Here is a 19,874-nt window from a genome sequence, read left to right on the forward strand (position 1 = left end):
GGTGGCCGCGGCGGCGGTGGTCGCCGAATCGCTGATGGCGCCCCCGCCGCCGCGGGGGCTGGGCGCGGGCGGCCCCGAGCGGCCCGGGGCGTTGGCCGGCGCGATCGCCGTGCGACCGCCGGTCGCCTGCTGCCCCGGGATGATCAGGGCCGTCGCCGCGGCGAGGCCGACGACCAGCGGCGGCGCCGCCAGCCAGCCCAGGCGCCGCCGGGATCGCGGCTTCCTGACGGCCGGGTTCCCTGCGATCTCGCTCATCAGATGCTCCTTCAGCATTCGGTGGCGGTCGGCGGAGAGCCGCTCGGGTGTGTCGTTCACCGGAGGTCCCCCCGCATCGACCGGACCGCCTCGGGGCGGCTGCCCGGTACCTGTCCGGAGGCGACGGCCAGTTCCATGGAGATCGTCAGTTCCTGTTCTGTGAGGAGGCGCAGACGGGTGCGCGCCCGGGACAGCCGGGAGCGCACGGTGCCGATCGGGACGCCCAGGGCCTCGGCGGCGGAGGCGTAGTCCAGGCCGCCCCAGACGCACAGCCGGAAGACTTCGCGTTCGCCCCGCCGCAGCCCGGCCAGGGCCCGCTGGACGGCGGCCAGCCGGGAGTCGTGGTCGAGCCGGTCGACCAGCTCGTCGGCGAAGTCCGGTACGGGCTCCCGCTCGGGGAGCCTGGTCATGGCGGCCCGGTGCCGGCGGGCGGCCCGTGCGGTGTTGCGCAGGATGTTGGTGGCGATGCCGAACAACCAGGGCCGCAGGTCCTCGGCCTCCTCGCGCAGCTTGCCGCGCAGGCGCCAGGCCTCCAGGAAGGTCAGCGAGACGGCGTCCTCGGCCGCCGCCCAGTCCCCGAGGGTCCGCAGGGCGTACCCGTAGATGCCTTGGGCGTGCGCGTCGAAGAGCTCTGCCAGTGCGCTCTGGTCCCCGGCACGTAGTCGTGCCCGCTGTGAAAGTTCCACACCGATCCCTGTCCGCCCGGCCCGCCGGGTTCCCTGTGATCCCGCTCACTCCGCACGGCGCCCCGCCGCCGGAGCTCGCCGGACCGGACGATCCGTCAACCAGGCCCTGTCCGTCAGGTCGGCCCGAAACGGTCGTCTTTACATGAGCATGCCGCTACAGTGCTGCGATCCGGCCCCCACTCGGTAGACGGAGCATCATGACGATCGCACGCAGGTCCATTCTCAAGGGCACGTCGGCGGCCGGGGCCGCCCTGGTCGGCGCGGGCGCCTCCGTCGGTCCGGCCAACGCGGACGACGGGGCGGCCGGCCCGCCGGCGAGCCCGCTGCTGCACGCCCGCCCGCACCGGATCGGTGCGCCCGCGGTGAGCGGCCTGCACCTCCAGTTCGGCACCGACCCGGCCAGCGAGATGACCGTCTCCTGGATCAGTCCGCAGTCCGTCAGCCGCCCGCTGGTCCGGCTCGGCTCGCCCGGCGGCGGCCCCGGCACGGTGGTCGAGGCCGAGACCCGCAGCTACCGCGACGCCCTCGGCAAGGACGAGGTGTACGTCCACCACGCCCGGCTCACCGGCCTGCGCCCGGCCACCACCTACCTCTACAGCGCCGGACACGACGGCGCGAATCCCGAGACCGGCAGCTTCACCACCGCGCCGCGCGGCCGCACCCCCTTCACCTTCACCAGCTTCGGCGACCAGGCCACCCCCAACCTGCGCCGCCACCTCGTCTTCCCGGAGGGCATGCCCTCGCCGCTCGGCAACTACCCGGTCTACATGAGCAGCCAGATCGGCTCGCCGCACGCCGCCGACATCGTCGCCGCGGTGGAACGCGTCGGCCCGCTGTTCAACCTGGTCAACGGCGACCTCTGCTACGCCTCCTACAGTGGCCGGCACGGTCAGAGCCGCACCGCCACCTGGGCCGACTGGTTCATCAGCAACAGCCGCTCGGCCCGGCTGCGCCCCTGGATGCCCTGCGCCGGCAACCACGAGAACGAGAGCGGCAACGGCCCGATCGGCGCCGCCGGCTACCAGACCTACTTCACCCTCCCCGACTCCACCGCCGACCGCGACCAGGAGACCCGGGGCATGTGGTACGCCTTCACGGTCGGCTCGGTGCGGTTCATCAGCCTCGCCAACGACGACGTGGCCATCCAGAACTCCGGCGAGACGTATCTGCGAGGCTACTCCGGTGGTGCCCAACAGCGATGGCTGGAGCGGGAGTTGCGGATGGCCCGGAGCGACCGGGCGATCGACTGGATCGTGGTCTGCATGCACCACCCGATGATCTCCAGCTCCAAGCACGGCTCCGGCAGCGACCTCGGCGTGCGCGAGGCCTGGGGCCCGCTGTTCGACGCCTACGGGGTCGACCTGGTGGTCAGCGGCCACGAGCACTACTACGAGCGCTCCCACCCCGTCCGCGGCACCCTGCCGAACGACACCCGCACCCCGGTGCCCACCGGCACCGACCCCCGGGTGGCCGACACCGGCCTCGGCACCGTCCACATGATCATCGGCGCCGGGGGCAACGCCGCCACCACCCAGGACGACCTGTTCGAACGCCCCCAGGGCCGGGTGGTCATCGGCCTGGAGCCCGAGCCCGCCCCGGGCGCGCCGTACCGGGAGTCGGTCTGGCTCACCGAGGACGCCCCCTGGGCCGCCTACCAGGACCGCACCCACACCCATGGCTTCGCCGCCTTCGAGGTCGACCCCGGCGACCGGCGCGGGGGCACCACCACGATGCGGGTCACCTACTACACCTTCGACGGCCCGTACGGGGACCTCACCCCGGTCGACACCTTCACCCTCCGTCGGCGCCGCGCCGACGGGCACGACTGACGGCCCGAAGGGCGGGCGGGACGCGGCCCGGCAGGCGGACGCGCCCGCTCAGCGCCGCGCGCGGGCGGCGGACGGATCGACGAGGCGGTCGTCGACGAGCCGGGTGCCGGCCTGCTTGACGTGCCTCAGCACCGGGGAGACCTCCATGCTCTGCAAACCGGCCAGCGACCCGACGCGATCCGACGTGAACTCGAACAACTCGTCGAGGTCCCGGCAGTGCGCGACGGCGTGGAGGTTCCAGGGGCCGGAGACGGCCGCGACGAAGGCGGTCTCGGGCTCCTGCGCGAGCGCGCGGCCCACGCTCTTCACCGCCGACGGGTGCACCCGGAGCCAGAGGTTCGCGCGCGCGTGGTAGCCCAGGGCCGCGGCGGCGATCTCCACGTCGATGTGGACGGCCCGCTGCTGGAGCAGGACTTCGAGGCGCCGTGCGACGCGCCCCGGAGTGAGGTCGGCCGCCGCGGCGAGATCGACCAGACTGGCACGGCCGTCCGCGGCGAGCACGTCGAGCATCCGCTCGTCCTCGGGGGTGAGCCGCAGCGGCTCGCGGCTGACCACGGGAGCCTCGGTGAAGGGGGGCCCGCTGCTCCCCAGCGCGGTTTCCTGCTCTGGGGTCAGCGTGCCCTGCAGGGCGGACCAGTAGTGGCCGCGGCCGCCGAGGAACTGGCGGAGGACGGCGAAGGCGTTGATGTCGAGCACCGCGGCCGTACGGGGAAGCCGCTGCCCCAGGAGGTCCTCGCGCTGTTCCCTGGTCCGGGACTGGGTCGCGCAGGTGATCTCGCAGCCCGCCGCGCCGAGGGCCACCCAGTTGACGTCGGCCCGCTCGGCGAGCGCGTCGGCGATCGCCACCACACTGCCCGGGCGGCAGCGCAGTCGCACCAGCCACCTGCTCTGCCCCAGGGCGCCCGGGTTGACCATGCCGGCCACCCGGATGACCCCGTCGGCGCGCAGACGGCGGTACCGCCGGTTGACGCTTCCCTCGGTCAGCCCGAGGGCGGTCGCGATCGCGGCGAACGAGGCTCGCGGCGCGATCTGCAACGCCCGGATGATTCGTACGTCGTCGGGCTGCAGTGCAGCGGATTCCGTCATCAGCGCCCTATTCATGCGGGCAATCGTACGAAAACGCGCCGGTGGCTCGCCCGAGACACGGTGCGGACGGAACACTCCGGAGCACGACGTCCGAAGCACGGACTCGAAGCACGGACTCGAAGAACGGAGATGACACCGGATGTCATCGGCTGGTACCGAACAACACCCACCGACCGCACTCATCGTCGGGGCCTCCCGGGGCCTCGGCCACGCGATGGCAGCGGAGTTCCTCGACCGGGGCTGGCACGTCGTCGGCACCGTCCGTGACCCCACCGCCCGCACGCCGCTGCACGAGCTCGCGGACCAGGCGGACGGGCGGGTGACCGTCGAGCACCTCGACGTCAACGACCCCGCCCACCTGCCCCCGCTGCGCGAACGCCTGGCGCACCGCCGACTCGACGTGCTCTTCGTCAACGCGGGCACCGCGAGCCATGAGCGGACACCCGTCGGCGCCGTCCCGACGGCCGACTTCATCGAGGTGATGGTCACCAACGCGCTCGGCCCGATGCGCGTCATCGAAGCCCTCGAAGACCTGGTCCCCCCGGCCGGACTCATCGGGGCGATGACCTCCGGACAGGGCAGCATCACGAACAACACGACCGGGGGCCGCGAGCTCTACCGGGGGAGCAAGGCGGCCCTGAACATGTTCCTGCGGAGCTTCGCCGCCCGGCGAAGTGGGACGCGGCGCTCCTTCGTCCTCCTGGCGCCGGGCTGGATCCGCACCGACCTGGGCGGTCCGGACGCGCCGTTCACCATCGAGGAGACCGTCCCCCTGCTGGTGGACGTCCTGCTCTCCCGACTGGGCACGCCCGGCCTGGCCTACCTGGACCGCTTCGGCCGGACCGTCCCCTGGTGAACCCGGTGGCGGACGCCCGCCGCGCTGCCCGGGGGCGCCTACGCGCCCGGGTCGCCGGTCGGCGGGGCCGTCCCCTCCGCGCCCTCCCCGGCCGTGTGGCACGCCGTGCACGCGTTCCAGTACGGCCACGGCCGGCCGTCGTCGGTGGTGCGGTGCGGCGCGACGGTCATGTCGGAGGCGTCCAGGCCGCACAGGGTGAGCGGACCGCAGAGGCCGGAGTCGTCCGCCGGGGCGGAGTGCGCCCGGCGCACGGGGTTCTCCGGGTCGGCCGGCTCATGGTCGGGGCCGAGGAGCCGGACATTGGTCGGAGTGTCGGGTTCGAGCACGATGACGGTGTTCATCTCCTCAACGTCGCCGCGGATCCGTCACGTTGCACGCGCAGAGCGGCATCCGGACCAGTCGACGGCGGATCCGGAGGCCCGGGCCGGGGCGCACCCCGCGCCCCGGCCCGCACGACGGCCCGCTACGGTCGGCCGGATCGAGGCTTCCGCGTCCGGCCGGACCCGGCCCGGTCCGGGCGCCTCCTGCCGAAGGGCGGGCGGGGGAGCGGCGCCCCCCGCCCGCGCCGGGCGGGGTCAGCGTCGGAACAGGCCGGTGAGCACGTCCCACCAGTTGCGCCGCTGCGCCGGGACGGTGGCGGCGGCTGGGGGAACGGGGGTGGCCGCGGCCCGCTGGGCGGCCTCCAGGGCCCGGGCCGCCAGCTCCCGTTCCTCCTTCACCCGCTCGGCCTCGGCCACCGACTCCGGGTCGGGCTCGATCTCGTGGGCGGTGAACTCCACCGGCAGCGCGGTGAGATGGCGCGAGATCCAGGCCGAGCTCCAGGTCAGCTCCTCCTCGGGGACGGCCAGTCGGAGGTCCGGGAGGAGGGTGAGCAGGATGTCGATGCCGGCCTCGGCGACGTGCCGTCCGATGTCCTGGCCGGGGCACTCGTGCGGCCCGGCCCCGAAGGACAGGTGGGAGCGGTTGCCGTACAGCGGGGTGGTGAGGTCGGGCCGGACCACCGGGTCGACGTTGCCCGCGGCGAGGCCGAGTAGCAGGAGGTCCCCGGCCCGGATCTGCTGGCCGCCCAGCTCGGTGTCGGCGGTCGCCCAGCGCCCGGCGACCAGGGACATCGGCGGGGAGTCCCAGAGCACCTGGTCGAGCGCCTCGCCCAGGGTCATCTGGCCCCCGGACAGGTGAGCGCGGAAGCGCGGGTCGGTGAGCACCATCTTCAGCGAGTCGGCGATCAGGTTGACGGTCGTCTCGTTGGCGGCCAGCAGCACCACCCGCAGGTGCTCCATCACCTCGTCGTCGCTGAGCCTGGCCGGGTGGGCGAGCAGCCGGCTGGTCAGGTCGTCGCCGGGGGACTCGTGCTTGATCGCGATGGTGCGGCGCAAGCTGGCCACCACGTACTCGTTGCTGGCGATCGCCGTCTCGGTGCCCTTCATCAGGTCCCGTGCGGCGTTGACGAGTTGGGGGCCGTACTCGTCCGGCATGCCGAGCAGCTTGGTCATCACCAGCATCGGCAGGTGCTCGGCGAACTGGGTGATCAGCTCGGCCCGGCCGGTCGGCCCGACCACCTGGACCAGGTCGGTGGTGAAGCGGCGGACGTGGCGGCGGATGCCGCGCCGGTCGAAGCCGTTCAGGCCGTCCAGCACGGCGTTGCGCAGTCGGCGGTGCTCCTCGCCGTCGGCGAACACGCAGATCGGCTGCCAGGCGAGCACCGGCAGCAGCGGGGAGTCGGGCGGCACCTCGTCGTTGCGGAAGGCGCTCCACAGCCGGGAGTCGCGGGAGAACAGCGAGGGGGTGCGCATCGCGGTGATGTTGGCGCCGTGGCCGAGGATCAGCCAGGCCCGCTGGTCGCCGTGCAGCAGCACCGGGGCGACGTCGCCGTGCTCGGCGCGCAGCTTCTCGTACAGGCCCGCCGGGTCGGCCTCTGCCTCCGGGCCGTAGAGCCGGCGCAGTCCGCCGGGGCCGACCGGCTCGATCGCGCGCCCGTGGGCGGGGCAGCCGGGCGGCGGGACGGGGGCGGCGTCGTCGGGGAACGGGGTGGTCACAAGGTCTCCGGTCGCGAGGGTCGCAGGGTCGCAGGTCTTAGGGGCGTGGGGCGGAGTCGGACGTGGTCGGCGGAGGGGTGGTGGGCGGTCAGCCGACGGGCGGCGCGGCCAGTTCGTAGAGGTAGCGCATCAGCGTCATCAGGGTGTCCCGGCTGGACTCCCGGCTGCGGGCGTCGCAGGCGATGATCGGCACCTCGGCGGGCAGGTCGAGCGCCTGGCGCAGCTCGTCCAGCGGGTAACTGGGCGCCTCCGGGAAGCCGTTGACGGCCACTACGAAGGGCACGCCGCGGTCCTCCAGCCGGCCGATCACCTCGAAGCTGACCTCCAGCCGACGGGTGTCCACCAGCACCACCGCGCCGAGCGCCCCCTCGAACAGGCCGTTCCAGAGGAACCAGAACCGCTCCTGCCCGGGGGTGCCGAAGACGTACAGCACGAGCTTGTCGCTGATGCTGATCCGGCCGAAGTCCATGGCGACGGTGGTGGAGGTCTTGCGCTCGACCCCGGTGGGGTCGTCCACACCGACCCCGGCCTGGGTCATGGTCTCCTCGGTGGTCAGCGGGCGGATCTCGCTGACCGCGCCGACCAGGGTCGTCTTGCCGACCCCGAACCCGCCGACGATCACCACCTTGACCGCCGTGGTGACGGTGTTCGGCAGCAGGTCCGTGCTCGCCGGGCCGACGACCGTGTCAGAGCCGCTGAAGTCCATGGATCACCGCCTCCAACAGGGCACGGTCGGGGAGTTCCGCCGCCGGGATCGCGGCGCGGGCCTCGATGTGCCCGTCGTCGAGCAGGTCCGCCAGCAGGACGGTGACCACGCTCGTGGGCAGTTCGAGATAGGCGGAGACCTCCGCCACCGAGAGCGGCGAGCGGCACAGGCGCAGGATGGCCGCGTGCTCGGGCTGCATGGCGGGGGTCGGTTCCGCGAGGGAGACGATCAGGGTGACCAGGTCGAAGACGCCCGGCCCGGAGGGGCCGCTGCGGCCCCGGGTGATCACGTACAGGCGATCGGGCTCGGGTCCGTCCCAGCCGCCGCCCTGCTCGGCGGTCATGTCACTGCCTCACTGTGCTCGTTCACGTGCCCGCCCCGGGGCCCGGGTCCGCGGGCCGGGTCGTCGCGTGGCGCTTCGTCGCGGGCCGGGTCACGCGACCGCCTCCGGGTTGCGCGGCGGGGTGGAGAGGTGCTCGCCGATCCGGTCCACCAGGTCGCGCATCTGGTGGCTGACCAGACCGGCGTCCACGCCCTCGTCGGCGAGCACGGCGAGGTAGGCGCGTTCACCGGCCGACATCAGGTAGAAATAGCCGCCGTCCACCTCGATGACGACCAGCTTCATCGCGCCGTTGCCGTGCGGGAACTCGTGTCCGACGGCGGCGGCCAGGCTCTGCAGTCCGGCGCAGGCGGCGGCCAGCCGGTCGGCGGTGTCCGGGTCGGCGCCGTACTGGGCGATCCGCAGGCCGTCGGCGGAGAGCACGATGACGTGGCGCACGTACGGGACGCTGTGTGCGAGGTCGTTGAGGATCCAGTCCATGTTGCTGCGGTGCGGAATCACTGCTCGCCTTTCCCTGCCGTCTCTTCACTACTGGTCTGTCCGGCGCTGTTCGGTGCGGTGCTGCCGGGCCCGGTGTCGCTGTTCGACCTGGTGCTGCCGGGGCCGGTGCTCTTCCCGGTGCCGCCGGTGCCCTTGTAGCCCTCCATGAAGGCCTCCAGCCACAGGCCGGGCTGCTTCTTGGGGCGCGGCGCCGGTGCGGCCGGTCCGGCCGCGGGTCCGGCCGTCGGGCCGCTGGGCTGGGCGGTGGTGCCGCGTGCGGGCGTGGCGAAGGCGGCCCGGCCGGTGACGTTGCTGCGGCGGCGCTGGGGCAGGCCGTTCGCGGTGCGCTCGGTGACGATCACCTCGTCGTCCCCGCCGGTCGGGCCGGACGGCGGCGGCCCCCACGGGCTGGTCGAGCCGAAGGACGGCCCGACACCTGCCGACTGCCCGAGCCCGGCGGTCTGCCCGAGCCCGGGCGTCTGGCCCAGCCCGGTGGACGGGCCGGTGCCGGTGGTCCGGGCGCCCCAGGGGCGGGCCGGGGCCGCGTGCCGGGGCGGGTTGGCCGGGAGCGGGCGGGGGCCGGAGAAGGCGCCGATGCCGTGTGCGCGCCCGGTCGGGGGAGCGGTGGTGAGCAGCTCCTGCGGCACCACCAGGACGGCGCGCACGCCGCCGTACGCGGAGCGGCGCAGCGACACCTGGAAGCCGTACGCCTGGCAGAGCCGGCCGAGGATGGCGAAGCCCAGTCGGGGGGACTCGGTGAGGTCGTCGAAGTCCTTGGAGACCATGGCCTCGCGCATCGAGCGCTCGGCCCGGATCCGGGCCTCGTCGGTGAGCCCGAGCCCGCCGTCCTCGACCTCGATCGCTATCCCGCTCTGCACTTCCGAGGCGCTCAGGTGGACGTGGGTGTGCGGCGGGGAGTAGCGGGTGGCGTTGTCGAGCAGTTCGGCCACCGCGTGGATCAGGGGTTCGACGGCCGGGCCGGTGACCGAGATCTGGGCCACCGGGTGGAGGTCGACCCGCTGGTACTCGAGGATCCGGGACATCCCGCCGCGCAGCACGCTGTAGAGGGCGATCGGTCGGGTCCACTGGCGGCCGGGCCGGGCGCCGGAGAGCACGGCGATGGAGTCGGCGAGGCGGCCGACCAGGGCGTTGCCGTGGTCCAGGCGCAGCAGGTCGTCGAAGACCGCCGGGTCGTTGCCGTGCCGGTCCTCCATCTCCCGCAGGTCCTTGGCCTGGCGGTGGATGATCGCCTGCACCCGCCGGGCCAGGTTGACGAAGGCGCGCTCGGCGGAGTCGCGCCGGCTGACCTCGTCGTCGACGGCCTGGGCGATGCCGCGCACCACCAGCTCCAGCGAGCGGCGGAACCTCTGCGACAGCAGCGCGTTGGGGCGCTGGAAGGGCTGGAGCAGCACGTCGATGGACGACCCGTACCGGGCGCCGCCGACCAGTCGGCGCAGCTCGCCGGTGGCCATCCGCTCGATCTCGTCCTCCTGCCCGGCCAGCTTGCGGTTCAACAGGTCGACCTGGCGGGTGTGTTCGTCGCTCAGTTCGGCCAGGGCCCGCCCGCGGCGGGCGGATTCGGCGGCCACCACGGCGACCAGCACGGTGGCCGTCGCCCCGCACCACAGCACCTGGGCCCGGGCTCCGGCGGACACCACCACCGCGGCGACCGCGACCGCCGCCGCCATCACGGCGGTGGGCAGCAGCCAGCCGAGCAGGGGCGCGGGGCGCCGTCTGGCGGATGACGATCCAGCTCGAAGCATTCGGCAATCCTCAAACGATCGGAACAGAACGGGGACGGGCGACGACCGGCTCCGGAGGCGTGGTGCTGCAGCATAGCCAAGTTCAGGACATCCTGACCGAAACTCAAAAATACTGTCCGTCAACCGACTTGTGGCAACTTGCCGGACATGCCAGACATCTCGCACACCTGTTGCAGTCCGCTCGGTCACCGCCCGGTCACCAGGCTTCTCGCCCGGCCGCCCGCGCACCGGCAACCCGGCCGGGATTCGCTCATGTGAAGGGTTTCCGGGCCAAGTCGCCACGATCGGGAGCGAGTTCGTGCTACGTCCGGCCGCCGGGGCCAGTTGATCACTCCTCCGGGGGACGTGGCGCGCGCCTCGGAGTGCCGCAACATCTGTTGCCCTATTGGGCAATGGTCGTTGACGTGGCCTCCGTCCGGTCCCTAGAGTGCGGGCCATGGACATCGATGACCCCGGTCGACGGGTGGCGGAGGACGTGGCGGGCGACGGCGGACTGGACGGCCTGCGGCGGCTGTCCCGCACGATCGACGCACTGGAGGAACGGCGCACCGAACTGGTCGAGGAACTGCGCCGCGGCCGCCACGCCACCTGGGAGGAGATCGGCCGGGCCTGCGGAATGACCAGGCAGGGCGCGACCCGCCACTGGGCCGGACGGCTGCGCGCCCGCTCCTTCGGCCTCGCCGCCTCCTCCTACCAGCACGGCCGGCCCGGCTACCCGCAGGCACTGATCGGCTCCGCCGTACCGCGCGAGGCCCGCCGGGTGCTCGACCTGGGCGCCGGGACGGGCAAGCTGACCAGGCTGCTGGTCGACGCCGGACTGGACGTGGTCGCGGTCGAACCAGACCGGGGCATGCGCGACCGGCTCGCCGCCGCCGTCCCCAAGGCGGCGGTGCGGGCCGGCAGCGCCGAACGCATCCCGCTGCCCGACGCGAGCGTGGACACGGTGGTGGTCGCCCAGGCCTGGCACTGGTTCGACCAGGCCACCGCCGTGCCCGAGATCGCCCGGGTGCTCTCCCCCGGCGGCACCCTCGCCCTGATCTGGAACATCCGCGACGAGACCGAGCCCTGGGCCGCCGCCCTCGGCGCCCTGATGCACCGCTCCAGCCGGCAGCAGATCGACAGCGCACCCGACGTGCCCGCGCCCTTCGGCGCCCCCGAGCGGCTGGAGATCCGGTGGGAACACCCCACCACCCCGGCCGGCCTCCTCGACATGGTCGCCTCCCGCAGCTACGTCATCGCCCTGCCCGAGGCCGAACGCGCCCGTCTGCTCGCCGACGTCGAGCACCTGCTCGCCACCCACCCCGGGGTGGCCGGCCGGGACGAGATCGCCATGCCGTACGTGACCAGGTGCACCCGGGTCCGGCTCGGCTGAGCCGTGGCGCCGGTCCGGCGGATCTTTCCCGGGCGCGCGAAGACCCGTCGGGCAGACCCTCCCTCCGGAGCCGCGGAGCCCCACCCGCCGGCCGGTGCGCCCACCGGCTGGCGGGGGTGCGCGGTGCGGAGCACGGTGGTGGGTATGGACGACGCGGCCTTCGGCCGGCTCCTCGGCGACCTGCTCGACCGGGCCCACCGGGCGGCCCCCGTCGAGCTGGCCGCCCTGGTGGACCACGCGGCCAGGACCATGGGCCTGGCCGGTGCCGCCGTCTACCTGGCCGACGTCCAGCAGATCCACCTGGTCCCGCTGCCCGCCACCCCGGGGCCGGAGCCGGCCGGGGAGGGCACGCGGGACCCGGAGGGCATCGAGGACACCCTCGGCGGCTGGGCCTACCGGACCCAGTCGGTGCGCATCTCCTCCGAGGACCACCTCACGCTGTGGCTGCCGCTGCTGAACGGCAGGGAACGGATCGGCGTCCTGCGGCTGACCGCCGACGCCCTCGACGCCGCCACCCTCTCCCGCTGCCACACCCTCGCGCGTCTCGTCGCGCTGGTCACCGCCTCCAAGGCGGCCACCAGCGACGCCATCCTGAAGCTGGTCCGCACCCGTCCGATGAGCCTCCAGGCCGAACTGGCCTGGGCCTTCATGCCGCCGCTGACCATCGGCACCACCGACGTCACCTCCAGCGCCGTCCTGGAACCGGCCTACGAGATCGGGGGCGACGCCTTCGACCACGCCCTGGACGAGCGGCACCTGCACCTCGGCGTCATCGACGCGATGGGCCACGACGTCGCCTCCGGCCTGTCCTCGGCCCTCGCCCTGGCGAGTTGCCGCTGCGCCCGCCGCATCGACGCGGGCCTGGCCGGGATCGCCGCCGCGGTGGACCAGGCCCTCGCCACCTGGGCGCCCGAGCGGCTGCTCACCGCCGTCTTCGCCCAACTCGACCTCGCCACCGGCCGCCTCACCTGGGCCAACTTCGGGCACCCCGCCCCACTCCTCATCCGCCGCCACCGCGTCGTCCCGAACGCCCTGATCCGGCCCGCCCAACTCCCGCTCGGCCTGGGCCCCGAGTACCCCGCCCCCACCTTCCGCGTCGACCACGCCCAACTGGAACCCGGCGACCGCCTCCTGATCCACACCGACGGCGTCACCGACGGCCGGGGCCCGTCCGGAGAACTCTTCGGCGAGGCCCGCCTGATCGACACCGTCGTCCGCGCCACCGCCGCCGGCGAGGCCGCACCGGAGGCCCTGCACCGCCTGATCCGCACGATCCTCGACCACCAGAACGGCCGCCTCACCGACGACGCCACCATCCTCCTCGCCGAATGGCACCCCGCCGCCTAGAACCCCCCCCGGCCCCGTCGACCGGTGCGGCGGATCACCGACCGGGTCATCGAACTCCTGCTCTTCGAGGACGAGTCGAACCGCCAGCTGATCGCCGCAGCTCATCATGACGCCGCAGGAACACCGTCACCAGGCCGTTCGGCGGGCGGACGCCCCGGCGGGACACGGCTGACAATTGTCATGGTGCGGGGGTGTGGCAGCACACTGCCGCCGGGCACCGGGCGGCGGCCACGATGAGGGCATGACTTCCACCGACCTGCACCACCCCGACATCCGTCGGGCCTTCCGTACCGTACGGCGGTGCGTGGCCGCCTACCTCGGCCTCAGCGCCGCCACGATGGTGGCCGCCTTCGCGCTCCGCTCGCACACCGACCTGATCACCCCGGCCGTGTGGATCCGCGGCATCCTGGTGCTGGCCGGGGCCGCCGTCACCCTGCTGCTCACCGTCCGTGCGGCCGGCGGCTCCCACGGCGCCTTCCGGCGGCTGCGAATCATCTCCGGGGTGATGCTGGTCGCGATTGCTGCGATCATCGCCGTACCGGGCGTCTTCCCGGTCTGGATGAAGATCGAACAGGGCCTGTGCGGCCTCGCCCTGCTGGGGGTGGCCGTGGTCATCAACGGACGGCGGCTGCGCACGCTGTTCGCCGCCCGGCCCTGAGGAAGGACGCAGGCGTGACCGACCTCGACCGCGAGAGCGCTCCGGGGCAGGAGAGCTCGCCCGCGCCCGGCCTGCACTGGGCGGGCGGAGTGCGGCGGATCCTGCTGGGCGCCGGGATGCTGGTCTTCCCGGCGCTCACCGCGATGGCGATGAGCGGCAATGTCGGAGGGTCGGCGGCGGTCGCCGGGTACGCCGTGGTGGTCGCGTTCTGCCTCTGCTACGTGCTCCTCGCGATCGTCGTCGGGCGCGCCGGGGGCCGGTACCGGGCGCGGTGGATCGAGGCGCTGCTGGCGGCGATGGCCGCCCTGTTCCTGGCCGCGCTGCCGTCCGCCCACGAGGACGCCTTCTTCCTCGCCACCGTCCTCGTCTCCGCGGTCGCGGTGCTGTGGGGCCGCCACGCACTCAAGGCCGCGGCCGCCGGAGCGCTCGCCGCCCTGCTGGTGCCCTGGGCGGTGCCCGCCTGGCACACCGGGCCCGGCGGCTTCCAGGCGCTGGCCCTGCTGTTCACCTCGCTCACCTGCGGCGCCTTCGCCGAGATCGCCGCCACCAACCAGGCCCTGGTGGCCGCCCGGGCCGAGGTCGCCCGCCTCGCCTCCGAGGCCGAACGCAACCGGATCGCCCGCGACCTGCACGACCTGCTCGGCCACTCGCTCACCGCGATCACCGTCAAGTCCCGGCTCGCCCAACGGCTGGCGGTCAAGGACGTGGACCGGGCGGTGGCCGAGATGACGGCCGTGGAGAAGCTGTCCCGGCAGGCCCTCGCCGACGTGCGCGCCGCCGTCACCGGCTACCGCGAGGTCACCGTGACCGGTGAACTCGCCCGCGGCCGCGAACTGCTGCGCGCCGCCGGGGTGGTGGCCGACCTGCCCTCGGCGGCCGACGCGGTCGGGCCGGAACACCGCGAACTCTTCGGCTGGGTGCTGCGCGAGGGCATCACCAACGTCGTCCGGCACGCCCGCGCCGCCCGCTGCTCCGTCCTGCTCAGCGCGACCTCGGTGGAGATCCGCGACGACGGCCCGGGCGGTGGGCTGGTCGGCGGCGGCAAGGGCCTGACCGGGCTGCGGGAACGGGTCACGGCGGCGGGCGGTACGGTCGAGGCCGGCCCGCTCGACCCACGCGGCTGGCGACTGCTGGTCACCGTCCGGCCGCCCGAGCCCCGACCCGGCAACCGCCCCGAAGGGACGACATGACGATCCGCCTGCTGCTCGCGGAGGACCAGGAGCTGGTCCGCACCGCGCTGCGCGCCCTGCTCGACCTGGAGGACGACTTCCAGGTGGTCGCCGCCCTCGGACGCGGCGACCAGGTGGTCGAGGCCGCCCGCGAGCACCGGCCGGACGTCGCCCTGCTGGACATCGAGATGCCCGGACTGGACGGACTGGCGGCGGCCGCCGTGCTCGCCCAACAGGTGCCCGGCTGCCAGGTGGTCATCCTGACGACCTTCGGCCGGGCCGGCTACCTGCGCCGGGCCATGGAGGCGGGTGCGCTCGGCTTCGTGGTCAAGGACGCCCCGGCCGAGGTGCTCGCGGATGCCATCCGCCGGGTCGCGGCGGGGGAGCGGGTGGTGGACCCGGAACTGGCCGCCGCCACCCTCGCCGCCGGGGCCTCTCCGCTGACCGCCCGCGAGCGCGACGTCCTCAACGCCTCCCGCTCCGGCGCCGGAGTCGCCGAGATCGCCGGGAAGCTCTACCTCTCCGAGGGCACCGTCCGCAACTACTTCTCCGCGGCCATCGCCAAGACCGGCAGCCGCAACCGCACCGAGGCCCTGCGGGTCGCCGACGAGCGCGGCTGGTTGTAGGCCCTGTCCGGCCGAGGGCGGCCCCTGGCGTCCTCTCAGGTGGTAACCGGGGCGGGCGGCAGCCGGAAGCCGACCCCGGCACCGCCGGAGGGGGCGGCGTCGGCGCAGTCGGCGACGGGTTCGCGCTGCCCGGCCCGCGGGGCCCAGCGGTACTCGGCCTCGGTGACGTCACAGGGCAGCCGGCCGGAGCGGCCGGTGCCGCGCGGATCCAGCAGCACGTCGTAGTCGTCCAGCACCCCCTGGAGCGCCGCGCTCACCTGCTCGGCGCGGTCGATCAGGGTCTCGCCGGGGCCAACCGGGTTGACCGCCACGGTGCCCAGGGCCGGGCCGGGGCGGCTGTGGCGCACCAGGGCGTGGCTGATGCCGATGGTGCCCGGGCCCGGCTCGTCGGCGACCAGCGGGCGGCGCATCGTGGTGCAGTCGACCTGGTGGCCGGGGACGGTCGGGCACCAGGCGGCCCGGGCCTGCGCCCCGGCGGGAGCGGTTCGTGGTGATGGCGATCGGGTCAGTGGTCATCGCGGTGCCCTCCTGGCGTCCGGTGGTCGGTGTGGGCACGACCTTGCCGGGGGTCCGTCAGGCGTTCGGCAGAGCGATGAAAGAGGCGGACAAGAACTCCGTCGGGCGTGGTTGTCGGCGGTGCGCAGTACCGTCCTGCCATGACCATCGGAATCGATCTGACTCTCGACTGCGCGGACGCGACGCTGCTCGCCGGGTTCTGGAGGACGGCGCTCGGGTACGTGGACGAGCCGCCGCCCGCCCCGTTCCGGACGCGGGAGGAGTGGCTCGCGCAGTTCGACCTGCCGGAGGACGACTCGGCGAACGGCGGCGCGTGGCTCTGCGACCCGGCGGGGGTCGGGCCCCGGCTGTCCATCCTCGAGGTCCCCGAGCCGAAGAGCGCGAAGAACCGGCTGCACATCGACATCCGGGTGCCGGGCCACGGCGGCACGGCGGAGCGCTGGGCGCGGATCCGCGCCGAGGCCGCTCGGCTGGTGGCGGCGGGCGCGGTGGTGCTGGCGGAGTTCGACGGGCACCACGTGGTGATGGCGGACCCGGAGGGCAATGAGTTCTGCGTCGCCGCCGGTCCGGGGGGGGGCTGACCGGTCAGCCCCCCGCCGGGGTGGTTCAGGCCTTGATGGTGAGCCAGGCGCCGAGGCCGGCGCAGCCGCGGGCGTCGTAGCTGGTGCTGCGGTAGCCGGCCGGGATCGGCGAGTACGGGCAGGTCCAGATGCCGTTGCGGACCTGCTCGTGGAACCAGGCGCCGACGCCGCTGCAGCCCCTGACGTCGTAGTTCGTCAGTACGTAGCCGGAGACGATCGGGGAGCCGGAGCAGGTCCACAGCCGGTTCTGGGCGGGCCGCTGGAACCATGCGCCGTGGTTGTTGCAGCCGCCGGGGTCGTACATGGTGATGACGTAGCCGCTCGGGACGGGCGCCCCGGAGCAGCTCCAGCCGCCGGTGGCGGAGGCGGTGCCGGCCGCCGCCGTGCCGGTGAGGGCGGCCGCGAGCACGGCGACCGTGGCGGCCGCCCGTCCCATCCGGGTCATCAGCTGGCGGAAGGTCCTGGTCACGGCGACACCGGTCCGATCGGTCGGCTCCGCGCCGCTGGGGCGGCGCGGGCGGGCGTAACTGCGGGAATGCGCCGCACCCTAGCGGTGGTGATCAGTCCGCCGATAGATCCTGATCGGATGATCGGTGCACCTGACCGAAAACGATCCGTCAGGCTTCGTGGGTGGGCTCTCCAGCAGTCGGTGAGTCGGTGAGTCCGTCAGGCGGTGAGTCGGCCGGCCTGTCAGCCGGTGAGTCCGTCAGTCGGTGTGCGGGACGCGGAAGCGGTCGGGGGCGGGCCGGTTCCGGGACCGCCGACCGGCGCGGCGGGCTCGCCTGCGTGATCACGCGGGACATTGCATCCACTGCCGGGGCCGACGGCAAGCGAATTTCCCCGGACCGTTCCCCGGAGCTTCCCGGACCGCTTCCCGGACCGCTCCCCGGACCGCTTCCCGGACCGCTCCCCGGACCGCTCCGCGGGCGAAGGACGTCGGCCGGTACCGGGCCGTGGCGGCCACCGCGGTGACGGAACCGTTATCGGACACCTGTATGTTGATCAGTCGCCGACCCTGCCGCGCTCCCGTCCCGGGATGCCGACGCCCGGGTCCGGCCCGGACCGGTGCGCGTCTCGCGGAGGTCGGGCCGTCGGTGCGGGGGGAACCACGGAGGGACCTCGGCCCGGGGCGGAAAGCCGCTCACCATCCCGACGTTCCCGAAGGATCCCGTATGACCGTTCCTGTCCCGCCCGACAGCCCGCAGCCCGGGGAGGCGCCCGCCGGCGCCGAGCCGAGGACGCCGCTGACCCCGGGGCAGAGCGAGGCTCCGGAGCAGGGCGAGGCCCCGGGCCCCGCCGTGGAGCCTGCGCCCGCTGACGCCGTCTCGCTTGCCAAGTCCCCTGCTCCCGCTGACGCTCCGGCCGATGCCGATGCCGATGCCGATGCCGATGCCGATGCCGATGCCGATGCCGGTGCCGGTGCCGGTGCCGGTGCCGGTGCCGGTGCCGGTGCCGGTGCCGGTGCCGAGCCGGAGTCGCCGCCGCCGACCCCTGCGCAGGGCGAGGCCCCGGCGCAGGGTGAGGTACTCGCGCCCGCCCCGGCCCCCGCGCCCGCCGCCGTCGGAGCCACCACGCCGTTCGTGCCGCCGGCCGGCGACCCGGCGGCCGGCGCCCCTTCGCCGTTCGCTGCCCCGGCCGGCGACCCGGCGGCCGGCGCCCCTTCGCCGTTCGCTGCCCCGGCCGGTGGCCCCGGCGGGTACCCGGGTGCGCCGTACTGGCCGCAGTACCCGGTGGCCGCGCCGCAGCCCCGCAACGGCCTGGGCACCGCGGCGATGGTGCTCGGGATCGTCGGGGTCGTCCTCGGCCTGGTCCTGGTGTTCTTCTGGCTGTCCTGGCTGCCGGCCCTGCTCGCCCTGGTCTTCGGCATCATCGGCCTGGGTTACGCGCGCAAGGGCCAGGCGACCAACCGGGGAATGGCGCTCGCGGGCGTCGTCCTGGGCGTCGTGGGCCTGCTCGTCTCGGCGGGCACCGGGGCGTTCTTCGCGCTGGGGGTGCACGCGGCGAACGAGGACCGCAAGGCGGCGTCGAGGGCCGCCCAGATTCGGGCGGACGAGGAGGAGCGCGCGTCGGCGGAACGGCTGGCGAAGGCGAAGGAACGGCTCGACGCCGCGAAGAAGAAGATCGAGGAGGAGCAGCAGGCGAAGGCCGCCGACGAGAAGGCCCGGCGCCTGGAGTTCGGCCAGTCCTACACGTACGGGGACGGACTGAAGGTCACCATGGCCCCGCCGGAGCCGTACGTCCCGAACGAGACCGTGTTCGAGGCGCCCAAGAACGCCAAGATCATCCAGGTGAAGATCACCGTCGTCAACACCGGTTCCAAGGACGTCTCGCTCTACGGATCCGGGCTGCCCTTCGTCTGGGACGCGAACGGTGCCCTCGTCACCTCGCTGATCGACGGGAGCTCCCGGCAGAAGCTGCTCGGCGGCTCGCTCGGGCCGGGCCGGGAGGCCGTCGGCGTGACCGCGTACGCCCTGCCGAACGGCGCGGCCGACCGGTTCTCCGTCGAGTTCAACTACGGCAGCGGACTGGAGCGCAAGAACGTCATCTGGACCGGCTCCCCCAGCTGATCCGGGCCCGGCAGGCCGGTTCGGACCTCCTCCACGGCGACGTCCCGTGACGTCCGATCGAGGGTGCGGAGGCGACGTCCGGCGCGGTGGGCGTCACTGGCACGGTGGCGCCCACCGCCCGCCGGAGTTCGCGAGCGCGGTCGGCCCGGAGCCGACCGCGCTCGATCAGCCGATCGGTGGTGCGAGGTACTCCAGCGCGTAGCCGTCGCCGGAGGGGGTCACGCGGGCGATGCCGGGTGAGTCGAGGTGCGCGCCGGCGACGAAGTGGTCCGGCCGGCTGAGCTGTTCGAGCAGGGCCGCTCGCGCGGCGCGGGCCCGGGACTGGTCGCCGTCGAACTCCCAGGACACCTTCGGCCGCTCGAACTGGAGCGTGGGAACGTGAACGGTGTCGCCCCAGACGAGCAGGTGACCGGTGCGGCTCCGGACGTCGTAGACGGTGTGACCGGGAGTGTGGCCCGGGGTCGGGACGGCGGTGGTCCAGGCGTTGACCGCGACCTGCTCCGACACGGGTACGACCCGGTCGCGGATCGGTTCGAGCCGCCCGGTGAACACCGAGGTGTCGCCCGCGCCGATCCACACGCGCTCGAGTCGGGCGAACGCCTCCGAGCCGTCCGGCGCGATCAGGCCGCTCACGTGGTCCTGGTGGTCGTGGGTGATGGCCACATCGGTGATGTGCGCGCGGTCGATACCGGCTTCGTCGAGCGCGTGGTAGATCAGCCCCATGGTGGGTTCGTGCCAGTTGTCGGACGCGCCGGTGTCGATGAGGACCGAGCGCGTGCCGTCGGTGACGAAGAAGGCGTTGACCGACAGTCGCAGGTTGTCGCCGACCAGTGGGACGGTGGCCGGCAGCTCATCGAGCGGGCATCCGTCCTCGTCGCGCAGCCGGGTCGGCGGCATGTCGATGTACCCGTCTCGCAACGAGGTCACCTGCAGGTCGCCGAATTCGAACGTGGCATGGTGCGGGCCACTTGAGATCAATCGCATGGAACCCCTCCATCGGA

The 19,874-nt window shown here is 73.8% G+C and carries 20 protein-coding genes and 1 pseudogene; 9 read left to right on the forward strand and 12 right to left on the reverse strand.

The window, feature by feature from the left end; all coding sequences use genetic code 11:
• Together ACFWIS_RS32800 and ACFWIS_RS32805 are read right to left on the reverse strand one after the other, a co-directional pair.
• Positions 1 to 255 (reverse strand): annotated as a pseudogene (locus tag ACFWIS_RS32800) (hypothetical protein); the annotation flags it as partial.
• A gap of 56 nt (positions 256 to 311) precedes the next feature.
• Positions 312 to 941 carry an RNA polymerase sigma factor gene (locus ACFWIS_RS32805; RefSeq protein ID WP_380462744.1) on the reverse strand — a complete coding sequence of 210 codons (630 nt, stop codon included), beginning with the start codon at positions 939 to 941 and terminating at the stop codon, positions 312 to 314.
• A 197-nt stretch (positions 942 to 1,138) separates the two neighbouring features.
• On the opposite strand from ACFWIS_RS32805, the gene ACFWIS_RS32810 reads away from it, so the two are divergent.
• Positions 1,139 to 2,770, forward strand: coding sequence for a purple acid phosphatase family protein (locus ACFWIS_RS32810; RefSeq protein WP_380462746.1), 1,632 nt, complete (start codon positions 1,139 to 1,141; stop codon positions 2,768 to 2,770).
• Positions 2,771 to 2,818: 48 nt separating this feature from the next.
• Here ACFWIS_RS32810 and ACFWIS_RS32815 read toward each other — a convergent pair whose 3' ends face one another.
• Positions 2,819 to 3,871 (reverse strand): Lrp/AsnC family transcriptional regulator, encoded by a 1,053-nt coding sequence (locus ACFWIS_RS32815; RefSeq protein ID WP_380462748.1) that lies wholly within the window; start codon positions 3,869 to 3,871, stop codon positions 2,819 to 2,821.
• Positions 3,872 to 3,995: 124 nt separating this feature from the next.
• On the opposite strand from ACFWIS_RS32815, the gene ACFWIS_RS32820 reads away from it, so the two are divergent.
• Positions 3,996 to 4,712, forward strand: coding sequence for an SDR family NAD(P)-dependent oxidoreductase (locus tag ACFWIS_RS32820; RefSeq protein ID WP_380462749.1), 717 nt, complete (start codon positions 3,996 to 3,998; stop codon positions 4,710 to 4,712).
• A 38-nt stretch (positions 4,713 to 4,750) separates the two neighbouring features.
• Here the strand turns inward: ACFWIS_RS32820 and ACFWIS_RS32825 are convergent, their stop codons facing one another.
• The 6 genes from ACFWIS_RS32825 to ACFWIS_RS32850 form a co-directional block, all read right to left on the reverse strand.
• Complete coding sequence (locus ACFWIS_RS32825) at positions 4,751 to 5,053, reverse strand: hypothetical protein (protein ID WP_380462751.1); 303 nt, start codon at positions 5,051 to 5,053, stop codon at positions 4,751 to 4,753.
• Positions 5,054 to 5,287: 234 nt separating this feature from the next.
• Complete coding sequence (locus ACFWIS_RS32830; protein ID WP_380462753.1) at positions 5,288 to 6,748, reverse strand: cytochrome P450; 1,461 nt, start codon at positions 6,746 to 6,748, stop codon at positions 5,288 to 5,290.
• A gap of 88 nt (positions 6,749 to 6,836) precedes the next feature.
• Entirely contained in the window at positions 6,837 to 7,454 is a 618-nt protein-coding gene (locus ACFWIS_RS32835; protein ID WP_380462754.1) for an ATP/GTP-binding protein, read from the reverse strand.
• Positions 7,435 to 7,797, reverse strand: a complete 363-nt coding sequence (locus ACFWIS_RS32840; protein WP_380462756.1) for a DUF742 domain-containing protein — start codon at positions 7,795 to 7,797, stop codon at positions 7,435 to 7,437. The genes ACFWIS_RS32835 and ACFWIS_RS32840 overlap by 20 nt, the downstream gene beginning before the upstream one ends.
• A gap of 90 nt (positions 7,798 to 7,887) precedes the next feature.
• Positions 7,888 to 8,274: a roadblock/LC7 domain-containing protein gene (locus tag ACFWIS_RS32845; RefSeq protein WP_380462758.1), complete on the reverse strand. Its 387-nt coding sequence runs from the start codon at positions 8,272 to 8,274 to the stop codon at positions 7,888 to 7,890.
• A gap of 17 nt (positions 8,275 to 8,291) precedes the next feature.
• Positions 8,292 to 10,037 (reverse strand): ATP-binding protein, encoded by a 1,746-nt coding sequence (locus tag ACFWIS_RS32850; protein ID WP_380462760.1) that lies wholly within the window; start codon positions 10,035 to 10,037, stop codon positions 8,292 to 8,294.
• Between the two features lie 436 nt (positions 10,038 to 10,473).
• Here ACFWIS_RS32850 and ACFWIS_RS32855 point away from each other — a divergent pair, with 436 nt between their 5' ends.
• The 5 genes from ACFWIS_RS32855 to ACFWIS_RS32875 all read left to right on the forward strand — a co-directional run bounded on the left by ACFWIS_RS32855 (position 10,474) and on the right by ACFWIS_RS32875 (position 15,209).
• Positions 10,474 to 11,409 (forward strand): class I SAM-dependent methyltransferase, encoded by a 936-nt coding sequence (locus ACFWIS_RS32855; protein ID WP_380462762.1) that lies wholly within the window; start codon positions 10,474 to 10,476, stop codon positions 11,407 to 11,409.
• 144 nt (positions 11,410 to 11,553) lie between these two features.
• Positions 11,554 to 12,756 carry a PP2C family protein-serine/threonine phosphatase gene (locus ACFWIS_RS32860; protein ID WP_380524165.1) on the forward strand — a complete coding sequence of 401 codons (1,203 nt, stop codon included), beginning with the start codon at positions 11,554 to 11,556 and terminating at the stop codon, positions 12,754 to 12,756.
• A 241-nt stretch (positions 12,757 to 12,997) separates the two neighbouring features.
• Entirely contained in the window at positions 12,998 to 13,414 is a 417-nt protein-coding gene (locus ACFWIS_RS32865; protein WP_380462766.1) for a hypothetical protein, read from the forward strand.
• Between the two features lie 14 nt (positions 13,415 to 13,428).
• Positions 13,429 to 14,604, forward strand: coding sequence for a sensor histidine kinase (locus ACFWIS_RS32870; protein ID WP_380462768.1), 1,176 nt, complete (start codon positions 13,429 to 13,431; stop codon positions 14,602 to 14,604).
• Complete coding sequence (locus tag ACFWIS_RS32875; protein WP_380462769.1) at positions 14,601 to 15,209, forward strand: response regulator; 609 nt, start codon at positions 14,601 to 14,603, stop codon at positions 15,207 to 15,209. The genes ACFWIS_RS32870 and ACFWIS_RS32875 overlap by 4 nt, the downstream gene beginning before the upstream one ends.
• Positions 15,210 to 15,244: 35 nt before the next feature.
• Here the strand turns inward: ACFWIS_RS32875 and ACFWIS_RS32880 are convergent, their stop codons facing one another.
• A complete protein-coding gene (locus ACFWIS_RS32880) occupies positions 15,245 to 15,619 on the reverse strand; it encodes a hypothetical protein (RefSeq protein WP_380462771.1) in 375 nt (124 codons plus the stop codon).
• Positions 15,620 to 15,865: 246 nt separating this feature from the next.
• Here ACFWIS_RS32880 and ACFWIS_RS32885 point away from each other — a divergent pair, with 246 nt between their 5' ends.
• A complete protein-coding gene (locus ACFWIS_RS32885; protein WP_380524167.1) occupies positions 15,866 to 16,306 on the forward strand; it encodes a VOC family protein in 441 nt (146 codons plus the stop codon).
• A 25-nt stretch (positions 16,307 to 16,331) separates the two neighbouring features.
• Here ACFWIS_RS32885 and ACFWIS_RS32890 read toward each other — a convergent pair whose 3' ends face one another.
• Entirely contained in the window at positions 16,332 to 16,775 is a 444-nt protein-coding gene (locus ACFWIS_RS32890) for a hypothetical protein (RefSeq protein WP_380462160.1), read from the reverse strand.
• Between the two features lie 703 nt (positions 16,776 to 17,478).
• On the opposite strand from ACFWIS_RS32890, the gene ACFWIS_RS32895 reads away from it, so the two are divergent.
• The gene (locus ACFWIS_RS32895; RefSeq protein WP_380462161.1) at positions 17,479 to 18,873 is read left to right on the forward strand and encodes a DUF4190 domain-containing protein; all 1,395 of its coding nucleotides are present in this window, start codon (positions 17,479 to 17,481) and stop codon (positions 18,871 to 18,873) included.
• Between the two features lie 165 nt (positions 18,874 to 19,038).
• Here the strand turns inward: ACFWIS_RS32895 and ACFWIS_RS32900 are convergent, their stop codons facing one another.
• Complete coding sequence (locus ACFWIS_RS32900) at positions 19,039 to 19,857, reverse strand: MBL fold metallo-hydrolase (RefSeq protein ID WP_380462162.1); 819 nt, start codon at positions 19,855 to 19,857, stop codon at positions 19,039 to 19,041.
• Between the last annotated feature and the right edge of the window lie 17 nt (positions 19,858 to 19,874).

This window comes from Kitasatospora sp. NPDC127060, assembly GCF_042724935.1.
In the GTDB taxonomy this organism is placed as follows: Bacteria; Actinomycetota; Actinomycetes; order Streptomycetales; family Streptomycetaceae; genus Kitasatospora.